Annotated in this window: 20 protein-coding genes; all 20 read right to left on the minus strand. The window is 59.7% G+C overall.

Translation table 11 applies throughout. The annotated features are described in order from the left end of the window. Positions 1-71: 71 nt before the first annotated feature. The 20 genes from ACIGDJ_RS18620 to ACIGDJ_RS18715 all read right to left on the minus strand — a co-directional run bounded on the left by ACIGDJ_RS18620 (position 72) and on the right by ACIGDJ_RS18715 (position 15,506). Positions 72-572 carry a CinA family protein gene (locus tag ACIGDJ_RS18620; protein WP_397479837.1) on the minus strand — a complete coding sequence of 167 codons (501 nt, stop codon included), beginning with the start codon at positions 570-572 and terminating at the stop codon, positions 72-74. A gap of 67 nt (positions 573-639) precedes the next feature. Next, positions 640-1,158, minus strand: coding sequence for a lysis system i-spanin subunit Rz (locus ACIGDJ_RS18625; protein ID WP_101157950.1), 519 nt, complete (start codon positions 1,156-1,158; stop codon positions 640-642). Next, positions 1,137-1,703, minus strand: a complete 567-nt coding sequence (locus ACIGDJ_RS18630; protein WP_101157948.1) for a glycoside hydrolase family 19 protein — start codon at positions 1,701-1,703, stop codon at positions 1,137-1,139. The genes ACIGDJ_RS18625 and ACIGDJ_RS18630 overlap by 22 nt, the downstream gene beginning before the upstream one ends. Positions 1,704-1,839: 136 nt before the next feature. Next, on the minus strand, positions 1,840-3,000 hold the full coding sequence (locus ACIGDJ_RS18635) for a tail fiber protein (RefSeq protein WP_101157946.1): 1,161 nt from the start codon (positions 2,998-3,000) through the stop codon (positions 1,840-1,842). 11 nt (positions 3,001-3,011) lie between these two features. Next, entirely contained in the window at positions 3,012-3,611 is a 600-nt protein-coding gene (locus ACIGDJ_RS18640; RefSeq protein ID WP_101157944.1) for a YmfQ family protein, read from the minus strand. Further along, positions 3,599-4,642: a baseplate J/gp47 family protein gene (locus ACIGDJ_RS18645; protein WP_101157942.1), complete on the minus strand. Its 1,044-nt coding sequence runs from the start codon at positions 4,640-4,642 to the stop codon at positions 3,599-3,601. Before ACIGDJ_RS18645 ends, ACIGDJ_RS18640 begins: the two co-directional genes overlap by 13 nt. Further along, positions 4,632-5,030, minus strand: coding sequence for a phage GP46 family protein (locus tag ACIGDJ_RS18650; RefSeq protein WP_101157940.1), 399 nt, complete (start codon positions 5,028-5,030; stop codon positions 4,632-4,634). The genes ACIGDJ_RS18645 and ACIGDJ_RS18650 overlap by 11 nt, the downstream gene beginning before the upstream one ends. Continuing rightward, on the minus strand, positions 5,030-5,539 hold the full coding sequence (locus ACIGDJ_RS18655; protein WP_312995714.1) for a phage baseplate assembly protein V: 510 nt from the start codon (positions 5,537-5,539) through the stop codon (positions 5,030-5,032). Before ACIGDJ_RS18655 ends, ACIGDJ_RS18650 begins: the two co-directional genes overlap by 1 nt. Before the next feature lie 136 nt (positions 5,540-5,675). Then, a complete protein-coding gene (locus ACIGDJ_RS18660) occupies positions 5,676-6,725 on the minus strand; it encodes a phage baseplate assembly protein (RefSeq protein WP_101157936.1) in 1,050 nt (349 codons plus the stop codon). Positions 6,726-6,729: 4 nt separating this feature from the next. Continuing rightward, positions 6,730-7,965 (minus strand): DNA circularization protein, encoded by a 1,236-nt coding sequence (locus ACIGDJ_RS18665; RefSeq protein WP_397479838.1) that lies wholly within the window; start codon positions 7,963-7,965, stop codon positions 6,730-6,732. After that, the gene (locus ACIGDJ_RS18670; RefSeq protein ID WP_101157932.1) at positions 7,962-9,503 is read right to left on the minus strand and encodes a phage tail protein; all 1,542 of its coding nucleotides are present in this window, start codon (positions 9,501-9,503) and stop codon (positions 7,962-7,964) included. The genes ACIGDJ_RS18665 and ACIGDJ_RS18670 overlap by 4 nt, the downstream gene beginning before the upstream one ends. Positions 9,504-9,633: 130 nt before the next feature. Further along, positions 9,634-9,930 (minus strand): phage tail assembly protein, encoded by a 297-nt coding sequence (locus tag ACIGDJ_RS18675; protein WP_312995704.1) that lies wholly within the window; start codon positions 9,928-9,930, stop codon positions 9,634-9,636. Further along, the gene (locus ACIGDJ_RS18680) at positions 9,927-10,274 is read right to left on the minus strand and encodes a phage tail tube protein (protein ID WP_312995701.1); all 348 of its coding nucleotides are present in this window, start codon (positions 10,272-10,274) and stop codon (positions 9,927-9,929) included. The genes ACIGDJ_RS18675 and ACIGDJ_RS18680 overlap by 4 nt, the downstream gene beginning before the upstream one ends. A 67-nt stretch (positions 10,275-10,341) precedes the next feature. Continuing rightward, on the minus strand, positions 10,342-11,838 hold the full coding sequence (locus tag ACIGDJ_RS18685) for a phage tail sheath subtilisin-like domain-containing protein (protein ID WP_312995697.1): 1,497 nt from the start codon (positions 11,836-11,838) through the stop codon (positions 10,342-10,344). Then, a complete protein-coding gene (locus ACIGDJ_RS18690; protein ID WP_101157926.1) occupies positions 11,838-12,020 on the minus strand; it encodes a DUF2635 domain-containing protein in 183 nt (60 codons plus the stop codon). The genes ACIGDJ_RS18685 and ACIGDJ_RS18690 overlap by 1 nt, the downstream gene beginning before the upstream one ends. Further along, a complete protein-coding gene (locus ACIGDJ_RS18695) occupies positions 12,017-12,601 on the minus strand; it encodes a hypothetical protein (RefSeq protein ID WP_312995693.1) in 585 nt (194 codons plus the stop codon). The genes ACIGDJ_RS18690 and ACIGDJ_RS18695 overlap by 4 nt, the downstream gene beginning before the upstream one ends. Before the next feature lie 211 nt (positions 12,602-12,812). Next, positions 12,813-13,658 (minus strand): putidacin L1 family lectin-like bacteriocin, encoded by an 846-nt coding sequence (locus tag ACIGDJ_RS18700; protein WP_101157923.1) that lies wholly within the window; start codon positions 13,656-13,658, stop codon positions 12,813-12,815. 25 nt (positions 13,659-13,683) lie between these two features. After that, positions 13,684-13,854 (minus strand): Com family DNA-binding transcriptional regulator, encoded by a 171-nt coding sequence (locus ACIGDJ_RS18705; protein ID WP_101157921.1) that lies wholly within the window; start codon positions 13,852-13,854, stop codon positions 13,684-13,686. Between the two features lie 37 nt (positions 13,855-13,891). Next, positions 13,892-14,236, minus strand: a complete 345-nt coding sequence (locus ACIGDJ_RS18710) for a phage holin family protein (protein ID WP_312995688.1) — start codon at positions 14,234-14,236, stop codon at positions 13,892-13,894. A 526-nt stretch (positions 14,237-14,762) separates the two neighbouring features. Beyond that, complete coding sequence (locus tag ACIGDJ_RS18715) at positions 14,763-15,506, minus strand: XRE family transcriptional regulator (protein ID WP_101157919.1); 744 nt, start codon at positions 15,504-15,506, stop codon at positions 14,763-14,765. Positions 15,507-15,758: the final 252 nt, after the last annotated feature.

The following is a 15,758-nucleotide window of genomic DNA, read 5'->3' on the forward strand; positions in this document are numbered from 1 at the left end:
GTAATCAATAAGGCCTGACGGCCAACACCTGTATAAGTAGCCAGTATTATTCCACAGCGTTCGAAGATCGCCTACCCCTGATTTTCGATTTCTCGTGCCGCTAGTCGCACAAGGCCCTCTAGCGCGGCCTTCACCGTTTGTCGGCGGACTTCGTCACGGCTGCCGGGGAAGTGCTGGACCTCGCTATAAACCGCGTCGCCGACACCCCAGGCCAGCCACACCGTACCCACCGGTTTGTTCGGCGTGCCACCGTCGGGGCCGGCGACACCACTGACCGCCACGGCAAAGTGCGCCAGGCTGTGCTGCTGCGCACCGCGCACCATGGCCTCGACCACCTCGCGACTGACCGCCCCCACCGTCTCGAACAGTTCCTCCGACACATTCAACTGCCGGGTTTTCTGCCGATTGGAGTACGTCACGTAACCCGCTTCAAACCAGGCCGAACTGCCCGGAATCCGCGTAATCGCTTCGGCAATACCGCCGCCGGTGCAAGACTCGGCGGTAGTGACGTGGGCATTGAGCACTTGCAGACGTCGGCCCAGTTCGGCGGCCAGTTGGGTGGTCTCTTTCACGGCGAGCTCCAGATCGTGTGGAATGCCTTCACCGTACACGAGCCGGACGCGCTTTCAATACACAGAATCATTCAAGATGTTCGGGCGCGAGCGCTCTTACATAGGCCTGACAGGCCTGCAGGGCAATCAATCCGCGGTCACCGGTGTCGGTAATGGCAATAATTCGTTGAGCATGCGCCGGGTCAAGTCGGGCGCGTACGGTTGCAGAATCCACGCCGCCGGCGCTGGCGGTGGCTGGCACGTGGCAGCCTGAGGCAACATCGCCGGCGTCGAGAAGGACTGACAGCCGAACATCGGCAGTAGCAAGACGATCGCGCAGGCGATCCTGATCACGTTGGGCATCGCTCAGCGCTCGATAATGGGTTTGTTCACTCGCCGACAGCCGTTGCTCCAGCGCCAGACGTTTATCCTGTTCGGCCTGTTGCGCGCTCGCGGCGGTCTGAGTGAGTTGATTCTGCATTTCGGCGTTTAACTGCGCCTGCTCGGCCAATTGGCGCCCGTAACGCCAGTCTTGGAACTGCCACGCCGCAGCGAAAGCCGCGGCCGCCAGCAACAACAGGCCAATCACCCGCCAGGAGCCGGACATAGCACCGCCCTCGCCCGCGCCCAGATTTCCAGACGATCCTGCAAGCCATTCAACCCGCCGTTGATCCGCCGGGTAATGCTGTTGAACTGATCAACATCGGCCAGTTCGTTCAGGCCTTTCTGCGCCCAGAACCACGCTGCCGATTCGGCCGCCCATTGCGGTTGCTCAAGCAATTCAGGCAACGACAACAGACGCTCATCGCCAAACAAGCCGAGGCTGCATTGTCGATAGTTGGCGCGACCGGTGATTTGTATAAGCCCACGCCCCCTGTATTTTTGTCCGTCACCATCTGCCTCGGGCGTGTTGCCCAAACGTAGCGCTAACGTACCGGTGTCATATTTGCTCAGATACTGGTTGTCGCCCAATTCGCGCACGTAACGCAATTGACCGGACTCGTGGCCGACCTGTGCGAGAAACGCAGCAACACGTTTCGGCGTATCGATGCGATGCCTGGCCATCGCGGCGTTGAGTGGCGAAACAAAAACGCCCGCTTGGGAGCGGGCGTTGGGCATGATGTCGATAAGGTGTTTTTCAGTTAATTGCATGATGCTTGATCCTCCCTGGATTTGCCCCGATTGAATCACGGCTGTCAGTGGATGTTTGCCAGCCATTTCTTTCTGGATTTTTCAGGGGTCTATCGCAACGATCGGTCCACCTGATGTGCGTTCCGGACAGCTGCGATCAAAACTTGATGACGTACAACAGCGCGGTGTTCATCGGGCGAGCCTCATTGCCGCCAGAGGCCGCCATCGAGATCGTATGCGTATGTTGCCCGGCGGCATCCACGCCGACGTTATGCGCGTGGTTGCCGTCCGCCACGATGCCGTGGGAGTGCGCGGGAGCGTTGGTGGTGAAGTTACGGTTGATGAAGGGCGCCGAGCTGGAGCCCATGATCGACCCCGCAGTATTACCGCCGTTGATCTGCCCCTGCCCGCCCATGACCGTGTCGATGTTGAACGCGCCTCCACTCGTCACAGCGCCACCGTGCGCGTGCAATCCGGCAGCATCAGTGCGCGCCGTGTGAGCATGGTTACCAGCGGCTGCGGCCGACACATCGTGAACGTGGGAAGCATTCTGCCCAGCCTGTTTGCTACCCAGAACACGGCCCGGATCGACACCACGGCCCTCGTCCAGACCCCGGACAAATTCCCCGCGCAAATCCGGCAGGTTAAAGGTATTGGCACCGTCACCGGCACCGAACCGGGTGCCGATTGCTGCGAACAGATTGGCATACTGGGTACGCAACACAGGCTGTCCGTTGCATTTGAGCCAGCCACTGGGCGCATCTACGGTAGCGACGGCTTTCACGTCGCCGACATCGGCCCCCAATTGTCTGGCCACGCCGGTACTGGCAATCAGAATCCAGGCGCCGCTGCCCAGCGAGCTGTTCCATTGCACCCAGACATCTCCCGTCGCAACGATTTCACCGGAGCGAAGCGGAGTATGGTCAAGACCGACCAGCGGTTTGGCGACCGACCCCGCTACGGAAAACGTACTGGCGCCGGTATTGGTATTCAAAGCCTTGAAGCGCAACACCATGCCGTCTGTCAGCGTAGCGGGAGCCGGCGAATAGTTCGCGGCATACGCATTGGCCGTGCCGGTATCCAAGGCGAAATCGATGAGACCCGCCTGATTGATTTTGCGCACGGCAGTCAGCAATTGTCCGACATCGGCCTCATCGGGTTTGAGCGCACCGCCCTTGATCACGCCGAGGATTTCTTCGGTTACCGCATTGCCCCATGATGCCGGGATCAACGATCCCGGCGTGCCTGCCACCGGATTCTCATCGACAAACTTGCCATCGACCAGCCCGACGCTGGGTACGCTTTTTGGATAATCCATTTATTCAGTCCTTAGTCATAATTGATGTACACCTGGGTATGCGCCGGTGCACTGCGGTGAATGAGGCATTCCAGGGCCGAGCCCGGGTACATGCCGAAACGTTCGCCCCAATAACTGGCGCCGAAACGCCGTCCGATCGCCAAGCGGCCGCCGGTGTTGAGGATCCACATGAATTGCCCTTTCCAGGTGCCAAAATGAGCGCTGCCAAACCGCGAACGGCCCATGCGCGGGACCCGCAGTTCGGTCACCGAGGCCTCTGGATAACCCTGAGTACGGGCGACCTCAATGAAGTACGCGGCGCACTGGTTGCCCACCGCCAGCAACCGCCGACGCACAGCCAGGCGGCGATCGTCATAGAGCGGAGTGACTCCAAGACAGGGGTCGGGCAGGTTCATCACCGCCTCCCAATCCGGCACAAGCTCGCTGACGCCAGCCGGATCCATCTCGTTGAGCAAATCTGCAGCTCGGGCGTCAAGGCGAGCCAGTTCCTGAGCGACGCCTTCAAGCACTTGTTCGAGTTCCGGTACACGTTCCGGGTCCCAGGCCGGACCGCTGGGAAGCAGACTGCGCAACTGTTGCCGGTATTGTCTGGCACTTCTCAGGACAGCCATTCGCACCCCCCGAACGTCAGCAATTGATTGCTTTGGGCCGTGACGTTGGCCGAGGGGCTGATGAGGCTGTGATCGCTTTCACCGGTGGCGCTGCTGATGGCTTCGGTGATGTGACTGAGCAACAACGTATCGCCCAGCCCCGCCTCGCGGTTGTGCAAATCTCGCAACTGGGTTTCAACCGCCGCGCGCACTGCGCTGGTGTTTGGCGTCACGCGCATTGTGTACTTGACCAGCACTTGCACGGGCGCCATTACCCTCACATCGGCGGTGACTGGCCGCAGCGGCTCGATATAAGCCTCGACGTCAGCCAACTGTTCTTCGTTGGGGATCGGTTGTGGATCATCGTCGCGCATGACGAACAGACCAACCGTGCCGGGGCCGAGGAAGTTGCCACGGCACCATGCGCGGGTGATTCCGGGGCACTCCAGCGCCCATGTTTCATAGTCTTGCGCCGAGCCGCCGTGGGGGATCACCCGATAAGAGCGAATCACTCTGGCGCGCAACGATTCAAGGCTTTCGGTGCCGACGCCGCCTGTGAGACCAGGTGGCTGAACGATGAAGCTGTTACCGATGACGCCCGCAATCGGTTGCACCAGATTCAATGTCAGACCGGCGTCGGCATTACCCACGCTGCCTGCATCAAGCGCAGCGATCGTGGTGCTGTTGGCGCCGCTGACGGCGATGCGGGCACCAGTAACTTTGTAAGTACGGCCATCATTGGACTGCAGCAGCGTATCGACATCCAGCACAGCACCGGCACTGGCGCTGAAACTGACGCTGCCCGTAGCTGCTTGCGCGGCTTTACGCGGTTGGTTAAGGCGCAGCGCGGCGATGCGCTCCAGAGTCGATTCGTCCGCCTTGTCTGGCAAAATCTGCTCGGCAATCCAGTCAAGATAACCGTACAAGCCATAAGCGGCGCCGCCGAGGGTGCGGGCCAGCACTTGCGCATCGGACTGGCGCAGCGAATCGCCGGCCAGGTCGCTTTGGGTGCGTTTGATCAGCACCGGCAGCGAAGGGGTTTCAAACGGCATAGATCACCTGCCAGCTGTTATCGGGGTTGATGTCCAGACGTTCACCGTCGGCCAGGGTCAGAACCGTGCGCAGGTTCAGGCGCTGGGCGTCGAGGCGTTCGCTGATGATGTCGATGGCGCTGCAATGGCCGTCGTCGAGCAGCCATTGCAGGGCTTCGCGGGCATAGAACTCGGCGTCCATTTGCGTCTGCCGGGTCAGCTTGACCCGGCGTAACAGCCACAGCCGCGAGCCGATGCGATCGTCGGCGACGGTGGGGAAACTGTCGCCCCACCAGCCGAAGCGCTCTTCGTCATCGAGGGCATCGTCATCGGCGGCGCGGCGCCAGGTGAACAGGCTGATGAGCACCGCGCGGGTCAGTGCGGCGTGGAGGTTCTGGCTGATGAGCATCATTGGCCTCCAGCCGGCGCGCCGGTCTGACCGTTACCGGCCTGCACGCCAACGTGAACATGCTTGATCTGGCTGATGCCGCCGGCGAGTTGATCACCGGTGGAAACGATCTTGCCGGTCTGGTTGATGACCGGCGTGTCGAAGTTGACCGCGCTACTGGCGCGGATATTCAGCGTGGCGGTCTCGATGTCGATGATCCGTCCGCGCTTGAAATGAATCCGGTCGCCCTCGTCGGTGTAGAGCGCCACTTCACCAGCAGCGAGTGCTTGCAGGCGATAGCGGCGGTCGGCGATGACCAGGGCGATGGCGTGGGAGCGGTCGCCGCCAATGAAGGTGACGACCCCTTCAGCACCGGCCAGCGGATGGCTGGTGAAACCGTAGGGTTCGAAGTGTTCGAGGTCATCGTTCACCTCGCCGGCGGTGAGGCGCATTTGCAGCGATTGCAGTTTCGAAGCCGAATTGGCGAGCACGACAGTGCCGCGCGCCAGCAGGTGTGTCAGTAGGCTCATGGAAGTTCCTTGGAGGTTGAGCTGACACAGCCAATCCTGTGGGAGCGGGCTTGCTCGCGAAGGCGGTGGGTCAGGCGATACGATGTCGAGGCTGCCGCCGCTTTCGCGCGCAAGCCCGCTCCCACAGGGTCTAGTGTCAGGCTTGGGGATTTTTCACAGGGGCGGGATTGGCATCAAAGGTATGCGGCGGTGCCACTTGCAAGGTGGTCACCGAACCCTGTGCCGACAACGAATAGGTGACCTTGGAAATCAGCATGTCACCGTCGAAATCGAGCACCGGGTCCTTGACCTTCACCAACATGTTATGGCGCCACAAATCACCATTGCTCTGCCGCCAGCCCTGCACCTGATAGGTGGTGGTCTGCGCGCGGCCCATGCGGGTGGCGCTTTCCCATAGGGCACGCTGCTGCGCCAATTCAAAGGTCAGTTGCGTGCCTTCATTGATCACCGTGGTGCGCCGACGTTTGAAGCTCAGATCCGCCGCCGTCGATTCGACTTCGCTGACCGCCGCGCCGCTTTTCGCATCCGAGCCTTTTTGCTGGCCGATCACCCGGTACTCGGAGAACACCTGGCTGAAATCCATCGGCGCATCGGCCGACAGAATGTTCTTGCCCAGCTCCAGCGCATCGCTGGCGCGCCCGGCACTACCGGGTTTGGCCAACACCAACTGGCCCAGCTCGTTGTCGGTAGAAAACACCCGCAGCAGCGACAGCAGTCGGTCGATCGACTGGAATGCCGTTTCACCCGGCACGATGGTGTGTTTGGTCAGGCGTGTGGTTTCGCTGATTTCATTGACGACCCACAGCCCATATTCGCTCGCCAGATCGCGGACGATGTTCAGCAAGGGCTGTTGCTGCCATTGGCTGGGCAGATTGCGGGCGGCGCAATCGACCAGATCCTGGGTTTTGGAACTGCCTTCGATGGTCAGGCTGATCTGCCGCCCGTCATAGCGGATCGGCGCCTTGAACACGTAGCCGGTGAGCACAAGATCTTTGCCGATTTTTACCTCGCAGGGGTCGCCCGGTTTGATCCTTTGATCCACGGACTGACCGGGCCATTGCCAGGTGATGTCGAGTTTGAAGGTGCGGAACTGGCGCTCCAGATCGGCGGTGATCTCGACGCTTTTCCAGCCACCGTATTCCATGTCGTTGACCGTCAGCGTGACGTGATTGTCCATCTCATTCATGGCATCACTCCCGCGAGACTTTCACGTCGTTGGGGGAGAACCCTGGATGGGTAATTCCGTTGCGCTGAGTCACTTCGTCGACTCGCGTGGCGTCGCCGAACTGCTTGTAGGCCACGACCACTGCCGGAAAGCTTTCCTGAAACGATTTGTTGACTTGCCGCACGCCCGATGAAGCCACTGCTTTGAGATGAGCGACCAGCGCTTCCTTGACATCACTGATTGCCTGAAAATGCGCGGGCCCAGCCTTCGCCAGCATCGGGTCAATGGCGGCAGTCACCGCTGCGCGCAGGGCTTGCATGTCATCGCTGACGGGCACTTCCTGACGGCTGACCGGCGACGTCGACTGTTGCGCCACCGAGGGTGTCGACGCCAGTTTCACCGGCGTGGTTGCCACGGGCATCGACGCCACCCACTGCGCGACTTTGACCAGCATCGTGTCCTGCACCAGATCGGCCATCGCTTGCGCGGCGGCATTGGTGTCCTTGCCGGTGGTGATCTTCGGCGCATCGGCCTTGCGAATCGCTTCGAGTTGCTGCGACACGTCGGCAATCACGCCTCGGTAGCCTTCCTTGGCGAACGCTTTCAGCTCCTTGATATCGCCGAGCAAACCCTTGAATTCCGCCGCCACTTCCTTGGGCAACTCCTTCACGGCTTTGACCAGTTCGGTGATTTGCCGGTACTGCTCGATCAACGGTTTCAGCTGTTCCTTGATCACGTCATAGACGCCGGTAAGGCTGTTGCGCAGGTTGGTGATACCGATCCGCGCTGCCTTGATCAGCGTCATCGCCTGCTCGAAACGCGCCACCGCCGAACCCAGCAGACCGTCAGCTTTGACCAACAGCACTTTCTGCGTGCTGACCGTTGCCGTCGGAAACGGCAGCGGCTGATCGGGGTAGAACTTCAGGGTAAACGTCACCAGCCCGCCGTCCTGGCGGGTATGGGTCATGTCGCATTCGCCGACCTTGACCTGCAGGCGACCGAGCCACGGATGCACGAGTTCGCCACGGCCCTGCTCCAGCGCCTGAAGCAGTTTGTCGCGCTGCTCCAGGCAATCAGGGCCGATGATGAACGCGGTCAGATCGTGGGTCTTGGCCTGCTGGCCGAGATCCTCGAAAAACGGCAGGTCGCGTTGCGGGTATTCGTGCAACTGCCCTTTGCGCCCGACCGGTGTCTTCGCCTGGTCAATCCAGAAACCGACACCGCGAAAGGATGCCGGCAATAAACGGTCACGCCAGTTCATTGGGTACCTCCCATCGACAGCGAGCGATAGCCTATGCGCGAAGACACGGCCAGGCCCGGTTGATTGGTTTGCGGTTGTTCGGTGCGCAGGCCGGCCGGTGCATTTTCGAAGCGCACGGTCAGGCCGCCTTCGAGTTGCGTGCGGTTGTTGGCGGCGCTTTGCTGGATGAGGCTGCTCGAAGTTTGCGTCAGAGAAGTCGAGGACTGTGTCAGCGCCACCATCGGCGCAGGACTTGTGGAAGCGGAATCCGCACTGGAGCCAAAGAATTCTGGCGCCCACTCCCCCTTGCCTTGGGCATTGGTTCGTTCCTGCGCGTGGGTAAAGACATCGACCTTGGCCGACGCTTCGGCGGCGAGCTCACCCAGGCCCCCGTTGAAAAATGCCCGGACCGGGGCAAGCGCCTGGTAAAACTTTTCGCTCCACTTCTCGATCCAGACCGTGACCGAGCCCCAGGCCTGAATGATCAGCTCCAGAGGCGACCAGCCCAACTGCTCGCGGATCACCGCATACAGGGCGAGCACGGGGAGTTTGATGGAATCGACAAGGTCGTGGAAAAAAGCGCCCACCGGTACCGACACCGCTCGGAGCAGATCCCAGATCGATGCAAAAAGCCCTACCAGAGGCGCCCAGTTCTTCAGAATCAGCGCCTGCGGGGAATACGCAAACAACGTTGCATAAAAGTCGATGACCGGCGCAGCCAGCGCCTTGAGCACGTTCCACAGCGCCGCAAAGAACGTGCTTACCGGTCCCCAATTGCTGATCAGCATGCCCATCGGAGTGAACCCGAACATCGTGCGAAAGAAACTGGCCATCGGCATGACGACCGGCGCAATGTCTTGCCACAGTCGAGCAAAAAAAGCCGAGACGGGTTTCCAGTTGGCGACGATCAACCCGGCCGCCAGCGCAACTGCGGCGGCAAATAGACCGACAGGCGAAGCGAGCAGCGTCAGCACGGCGCTGAAACCGGCAGCCGCTGTTGTCACGAACGTGAACGCCAGCGCTGCCGCCGCCAGCCCTTCCACCAGTTGCGGGTGATCGGCGACAAATTCACCGACCGAAGTCACCACCGGCACCAGCGCCGTTACCAGTCTATTGACGGCGGGTAGCAAAGCCTGCCCGATCTTCAATGAAATGTTGTCGAGGGAGAGGTTGAACTTCGCCAGATTAGTCGAAGTTTCCCCCTTCACTACCGCCGGCACCTGTGCCGGGACGGGCTTGTTCAACGGTGCAGGAATCAGCGCGTCTTTGCCCAGCGTCGGCACGCTGAGCTTTTTGCTCTTGGTCGCCAGTTCGTCTTCGGCCTTGATCGCCTTCTTCAGTCCCTCCTGAAAAGGTTTCAGCAAGCCGCCACCGGAAAGGAAACCCGATAAATCGAAGGGCTTGATCGAACTGCTTTCCAGACTTTTCCTGAACGCCGCCACCTTGCCTCGGACGCCCTTCATTTCAGTGTCCATCTTCTGCAGACCCTGCATCACGACCAGCATGTTCACCGTGGTCTGCATGTTCTGCTGGAGCGCATTTATTTGTGTCTTCGCCATCACTGCACCTGCTGCATCGCATTGATCCGTTGCGCGTGCTCCAGCGATTCGCGGAGCACATCCAGTGGCCTGGCCATCATCTGTTCGGGGTCAACCTTCCAGAACCAGGCCAGGTCATAGGCGACGGCGATCAGGTCGGTGATGGCGCCGACGCCGCACTCATGAAAAAACTTGCGACGGCCCAGCTCAGCGCATTGAGGTCGGCCAGATCCAGCTGGTTGACCGACGACGGCGGAATGCCGGCGCACACCGCGATGTATTTCGCCGCCACGTCCATGTCGAGGCTGACTTCTTCGTTCTTGTCGATCTTGTACGGCAGCGCCTTGATCGCTCGCACTTCCTGCACCGTCGGACGGCGCAGTTCGAGTTCGGTCAGGGGCTCGCCGTGGGCTTCGATTGCTACTTGAAGCTTCACGGCGCCGCTCATTGCCAAGTCCCCTTGATGCCTTCGAATTTCAATTCGAGGGTGGCGTCATCGCCTTTGGAGACCGGTTCTTCGACCAGGTAGGCGCCGGCCAGCACGTAGACTTTGCCGTTGCTGAATTCGCAGGTGACGGTGATGTCTGTGCCTTCGATCAGCTTCTTCAGCGGGAAGTCGGCGGTGTGCAGCGCGGTCACTTTGAACGACGGCGCGATGTCGGTTTCCTTGTAGAAACCGGGCACGACGGTTTCACGTTTGACGGCCATCAGCGGGGCTTCGCAGCCGCCGTTGATCGTCAGTTGTGCGCCGTCGACCTTGACGTAGCAGGTGCCTGCAATCAGTTGACCCATGGTGTTACTCCCTTGAATGAAAAAGCCCACACGCGGTGGGCTGAATGCTTGACGGTAAACGCGGATATCAAGCCGCGTCGTCGTACTGCAGACGGAACTGGTTGAGCAGTGCGAACACACGCAGACCGTTGATGTAATCCGGCGGGAACAGCACGTTCACGCGGCTCGGGTCTTGCACGTCGCGCTCGACGATCAGGTGCTCGGCGAACAGCTCGGCGTTCTCCACGTGGCCTTCGAGTTCGAGCTTGGCATACTGGGCAATCAGCTCACCGCGAATGGTCGCCGGTGTAACGATCGGCTGGCCGGCGCCGAAACGGGTGCCGTCGGAGGCCAGTTTGTGCCGTCCGTATTTGCTGGTGATCACGCTTTGCAGACGGCGCACGATGAATGCCGACTGGTGCATGGTTTCGCTGTCCAGATAAGAGTTGTCGGCCTGGCCGTAAGCGTTCTTCTGGTAGGTGGTGATCGAACGCTGAATGCGCACGTAACCGCCCTCGTAGTAGGCGGTGGCGATCCCGTAGTTGAGCAGCGACTGACGCTCGGTCAGGGTAAAGCGTTCGCTCGCCGGTGCAGGGTCGACACCCGGCAGGCTGCCACTTTGCGTCGGACGGCTGGCATCGGCGGAGATGAACACAGCCGTGCGCGCAGCCAGCGCGGCGGCCTGCACCCAGAACGGTTGCGGTACGCCCGGCTCCAGCGCCTGAATGGTCATGTGCTGATCGTTGCGCGCCTGGCCTGCGGCGACCAGGGTGCCGACAGTGCCGCGTTTGGCGCTGTAGACGTGACCGAACAATTGCTTGGCCCACGACCAGCGCCCGGTGCTGTCATCCATGACCGCTTGCCAGGTGTTGAGGGTGGCCAGATCGGACCACGGCAAGGCGATGAATTCGAATGGCTCATCGCCTAGCGCCGCAACGGCAGCGATCTGATCAGGCACGCCAGCGCCGCCGATCATCGCGCTGATCGCAGTGGTCAGGCCAGCCGGGGTTTCTTCACCGTTGCTCTTGCCCAAACGATTGAATTGCAGGCTGATATCGTTGCCGCTGTCGCCGGTCCATTTGGCGTTCAAGGTGACAATACCTTCGGCAGCCGCCGCGCTGACAGGCAAATCGGCGCTGGCGTTGATTTTCTGCGCCAGTGCGGTGGCAGCTTGTGCTGCGGTTGCGCCGTTGACCACGGTGGCCTGCACCCGCACACCGCCAATATAAAGGTTGAGCATGCCCGCCTGTGTCGCGGTGCCGGTCAGAGTCAGCACGCCCTTGGCAATGGCGCCTTCGGTGTTGTGCAATGGCAGGCACCAGATCTCGCCGATCGGGTCAGCCTTGCGGAAGGTCTCGTACATCGAAGCGAGCATCGAACCCTGGCCACCGATGTTCTTCGCCAGCGCCACGCTGGAAACCAGCACCAGTTTACCGACTTCAGTCGGGGCGATATTGTCGTTGACCTGAGCGACGATCAAACGGCGCATGGCCGAGGTCGCGCTATTGGCAGCCGAGTTGTCCATTTCGGCATAAAACAGCGGCACACGAATGTCCGCCGGGATGTTGCTGAATCCGATTGCCATTATTTGGCTCCCTGTGGTTTAGCCGCTTTTGCGGCCTTGAGTGTGATGTCGCCATCGGCCAGACGCCGGCGCCACCAGGCGCTGTCCGGCACGTCACGGCCTGCAGCCGGCAGCAGGTCGCCCGACTCCGGGTCAGGTACAACACGGCCGGCGGCCGGCACTACGGTGATGCGGTTGCTCATGGGGTTACGTCTCCAGAGAAAGTCATTTCCACCCGTCCATCCGGACCCGGGTGTTGCAGGTTGGGGTCGGCCGGATCGATCGCATCGACCCGCACCGTCATCCCGGTAAAGGACGACAAAGCATCCAGTTCGCGCTCGTGCCAACTCTCCGCAGGCTGCCCTGGCAGATTGCGACCGAGCTGGAACTCGGCGTAAAACCGCAGCCGATAGAACACGCGGCTGCTGCTGATCGACACCAGCTCACCGCCGTCATAAACGATGGCGCTGTAGTTGGAATCGGGCTTGAACCCCACCAGCGCACGCCACAGTTCAGCGCGCAGGTCGTGCAACTGATCCAGCGCTTTTGTCGCGTCGGCTGCGTCAAGCACGAGGACGATTTCGAAACGGTCGCGGATCGGTTGGGTGGCGAGGTTTTGGGCGCTGCCAGAACTGGCCAGATCGGCCAGCGGAAGGACGTGGGCTGAGGGTGTCGGTAGATCGGGGTTGCCTTGCAGCAACGCCAGATCGACACCCACCGAAACATGATTGGCAAGCCCAGGGCATTGCCCACGCAACTGCGTGAGGATCGGGGTGATCTTCATGGGGGGTGTTCCAGAGTTGGAGGGAATTGACGAAAACACCGCTTCCACTTTGGGTTTTGTGCGGGGTTCAGGCGTTTGGGGCGCGGCGCGGCGCGTCGAGTTGGTCAGGCAGCGATCGCTGTTTTCAAAAAAATAAATGCCGCTTGGCAGTGGGCAACTCAATATCAAACAAAACAGCCCCGAAGTGACTCGGGGCTGACATCAGAAATACTTAAAACGACCAGATTGGACGCTCGATAAACGGCGTCCATGGTCCGTTATCCCACTGGTAAACCCGCTTCGGCAAAATGGTGGGGGTAAAACCGAATCGGGCCCACACCGGTTTCTCGCTGACAATCGAAAAACTGCCGTTAGCCTGTACCTTGGCCATGGCGCCCGGTTTGCCAGCAGTGCCGGTAAACCACAGTGGCGTATTGTTCGCGTCATAAATAACGAAGTTGCCGTCCTCCTGCATAACTGCACGGGTGGCACCTTTGTTCTGAGTCCAGCTCGCCCACAGGACACCAAGCGGGCCATTCGAAACCACCAGGTTGCCGTCGGACTGGAAGACTAGAGTCGTTCCCCCCACGACATACCGTCGGTCAACTTCGAGCGTGGTACCGGCGGGAATATAGACAGATTCCACCACCGGACTGATCGGGATGGCAGAGTTACTCGCCCACACCGGAACGGAGTCAACTACGACGAGGTTGCCGTCATTCTGCAACTGCAGATAGGTGCGAACATAAGCGCCCCAAATGTCATTGTTCAGTGGCGTACTGTTGGCCGTGCCCCACATCCGTCCGTGAGTCGGATCGTTGAGAAACGCGTAATACATCAGATAGAAATAAATCTTTGATTTATCAATCTGCTTACCCCCGGAGGTATACGGTTGACCGGCCGTAGCTACCCAGACAGGAGTGGCACCATCGTAAATCACCAGGTTGCCATCGGCCTGAACATCCAGCTTGAAGCGCTTGTCCGGCGATTGAAGATATTGTCCGGCGGACATCTCATGCAGCGGTAGCAAAACCGAACTGCCATTTTCGGTAAACGGATAACGAGGTAGCGATGCCATAGAACTTCACCTATTGCTTGATAAGTTATTGTTTGCAGTCTGAAGCTGTCAGTTCGCTCACAGGCGGGGTGCCAGGACGTTCAGCCTTGGCATAGTTCAATGTCCTGCATCGAGGACATTTGATTTGTACTTGGAATACTGCGTTTACTCGGGCGAGCAAACGGTTGCACTGGCCGCAGCGAAATTCGCTCAACATGCAATGACCTCCCTTTCAGATGTGTCGTAATTGCGTATTACTCCTTGTTGGTATTGCGTGACGGCACTTCGCAGACGCCAATGCGCTTGGCCGCCCAGCGTTCGTAAAGGCCAATGGCGACATCAGCGCCGGCCATCGCCGTCAGACAGCCAAAGGCTCCAGCCGCCCAGATCGACATGCCGGCCGCATACAGCAGCATGATCGCCGACACTCCGCAGATCATGCAGGCGCCTGAGCGCAGCGCCAGGCGCCGTACCAGTGACCAGCCACGGGCGCCTTCCTTGTCGGCGCGCCACATTTCGCCAGACACCCCGCCGACGACGGCCAGGAGGATGACCAGCCAGATCGGCATGTCCGCCAACGCTTGTTGCTCGTTTGTCATGTCACGCCTCCGTGGGTGATTGATGAGTGATGGGGTGGATTCAAACGGTTTCGCTTGAGGCAGGCATTCCAAAAAGCCCGGCGCTCGCACGTCGGGCCTTTGAGTAATGCGCTCCTTCGCCTTCCTTCAAATCCTGTGTTCGAGAAGGAAGCTGACTTTTCGGCGCTGCTGGCGCGGTACGAGTCCATTCAGATTGTTTTTCCGACCGCGGTCCCTGCCCGCCGGATAACTGGTTCTGGTGCTTTACGCTGCACACCCGGGTCAGTTGCCAACCCTCTGAACCGTTGAGGCCGGTTCATCGCTGCCTGTTCTTGTGGAACCAAAGAGCTTGTCTTGCCAGCCGCTTTGTCGAGCGGCTTGGTGGCAAGAATATGCATGGATGCATATACAGTCAATGCATAAGTGCATTTATTTATGCATTAAATTTGCGTACGTGCATGGGAGCCAAGCGGGGCAAGGGTTGGGGAGGTTTCTATAGACGAAAAAAAACCTGCCGAGCGGCAGGTTTCTGTTGGATCGAAAGGGGTCAGCGTGCGTACATTCCCCACCAGAAGACATGACCGAGAATGACGATCTGCTCTTCCTGAATTTCCTGGAAGCTGTAGTCCTCATCCGGATGCTCGTCGCGATTGAAGCTGCGCAGACGAATGCCGGTGGGCAGGCGATAGAGTTGCTTCACGCGCAACTGGCCGTTGTGATTGATCGCATAAAGGTCGCCATCAATGATGTCGCCAATCCCGCATTTGCCGGCGTTTACGCCGACAGTGGCGCCATCACGCAGAACCGGCAACATGCTGTTGCCACGGACTGTCACGCATTTGGCCTGGTCGAATTGCACACCGTTGTGACGCAGGCTGCGCTTGCCGAAACGCAGGCTAGAGCGCTCGCTCTCCTCGATGACGAATCTTCCTGATCCAGCAGCCAATTCAACCTCACGTAGAAAGGGCACCGACACCTCGTCATCATCGACTGGCGTGTCGTCATCCCACAGGCTTATGTCCTTGAGTTCGGCATGCACATCTGCGCGCGTGCCGACGGCCGCTGGCGCGACATCCGCACGCCCGCGCAACTGATCGGTGCTGACGTTGAAATACTCGGCGATCTTCGAGATGTGCTTATCCGAAGGATCGACAATTTTCCCGCTGAGAATCCGCGAGAGCGTGGATTGAGGCACGCCGGTGCGACGGTGGAGCTCCGTGGGGGAGATCCCGTGCTGATCGAGCAGTGCTCTTAAGACGGAGGATACGTTGCGTTTTTGCATAACGCGCATAGTGCTTGAAGTTTTTTGCAAAGACAAATGCTGATTTGCATATTTCATATAAACTGCATTCTCATACCGACTGCAGCTCGCTTCAGGCATCGAAGCATCGGATACGATAAAACCACCACAAACCCTGGTCAGCGCTATCAGGGAATGTACGGTATGCAAAGTAATCTCTGCATACCGAACGCCCCTTTGAAACCACAAACACCTTCATTCGTGCATTTGCTATCGCTGGGCACGCAAGAAGTTCATTGCCCC

It is taken from the genome of Pseudomonas sp. NPDC079367 (genome assembly GCF_044542195.1).
In the GTDB taxonomy this organism is placed as follows: Bacteria; Pseudomonadota; Gammaproteobacteria; order Pseudomonadales; family Pseudomonadaceae; genus Aquipseudomonas.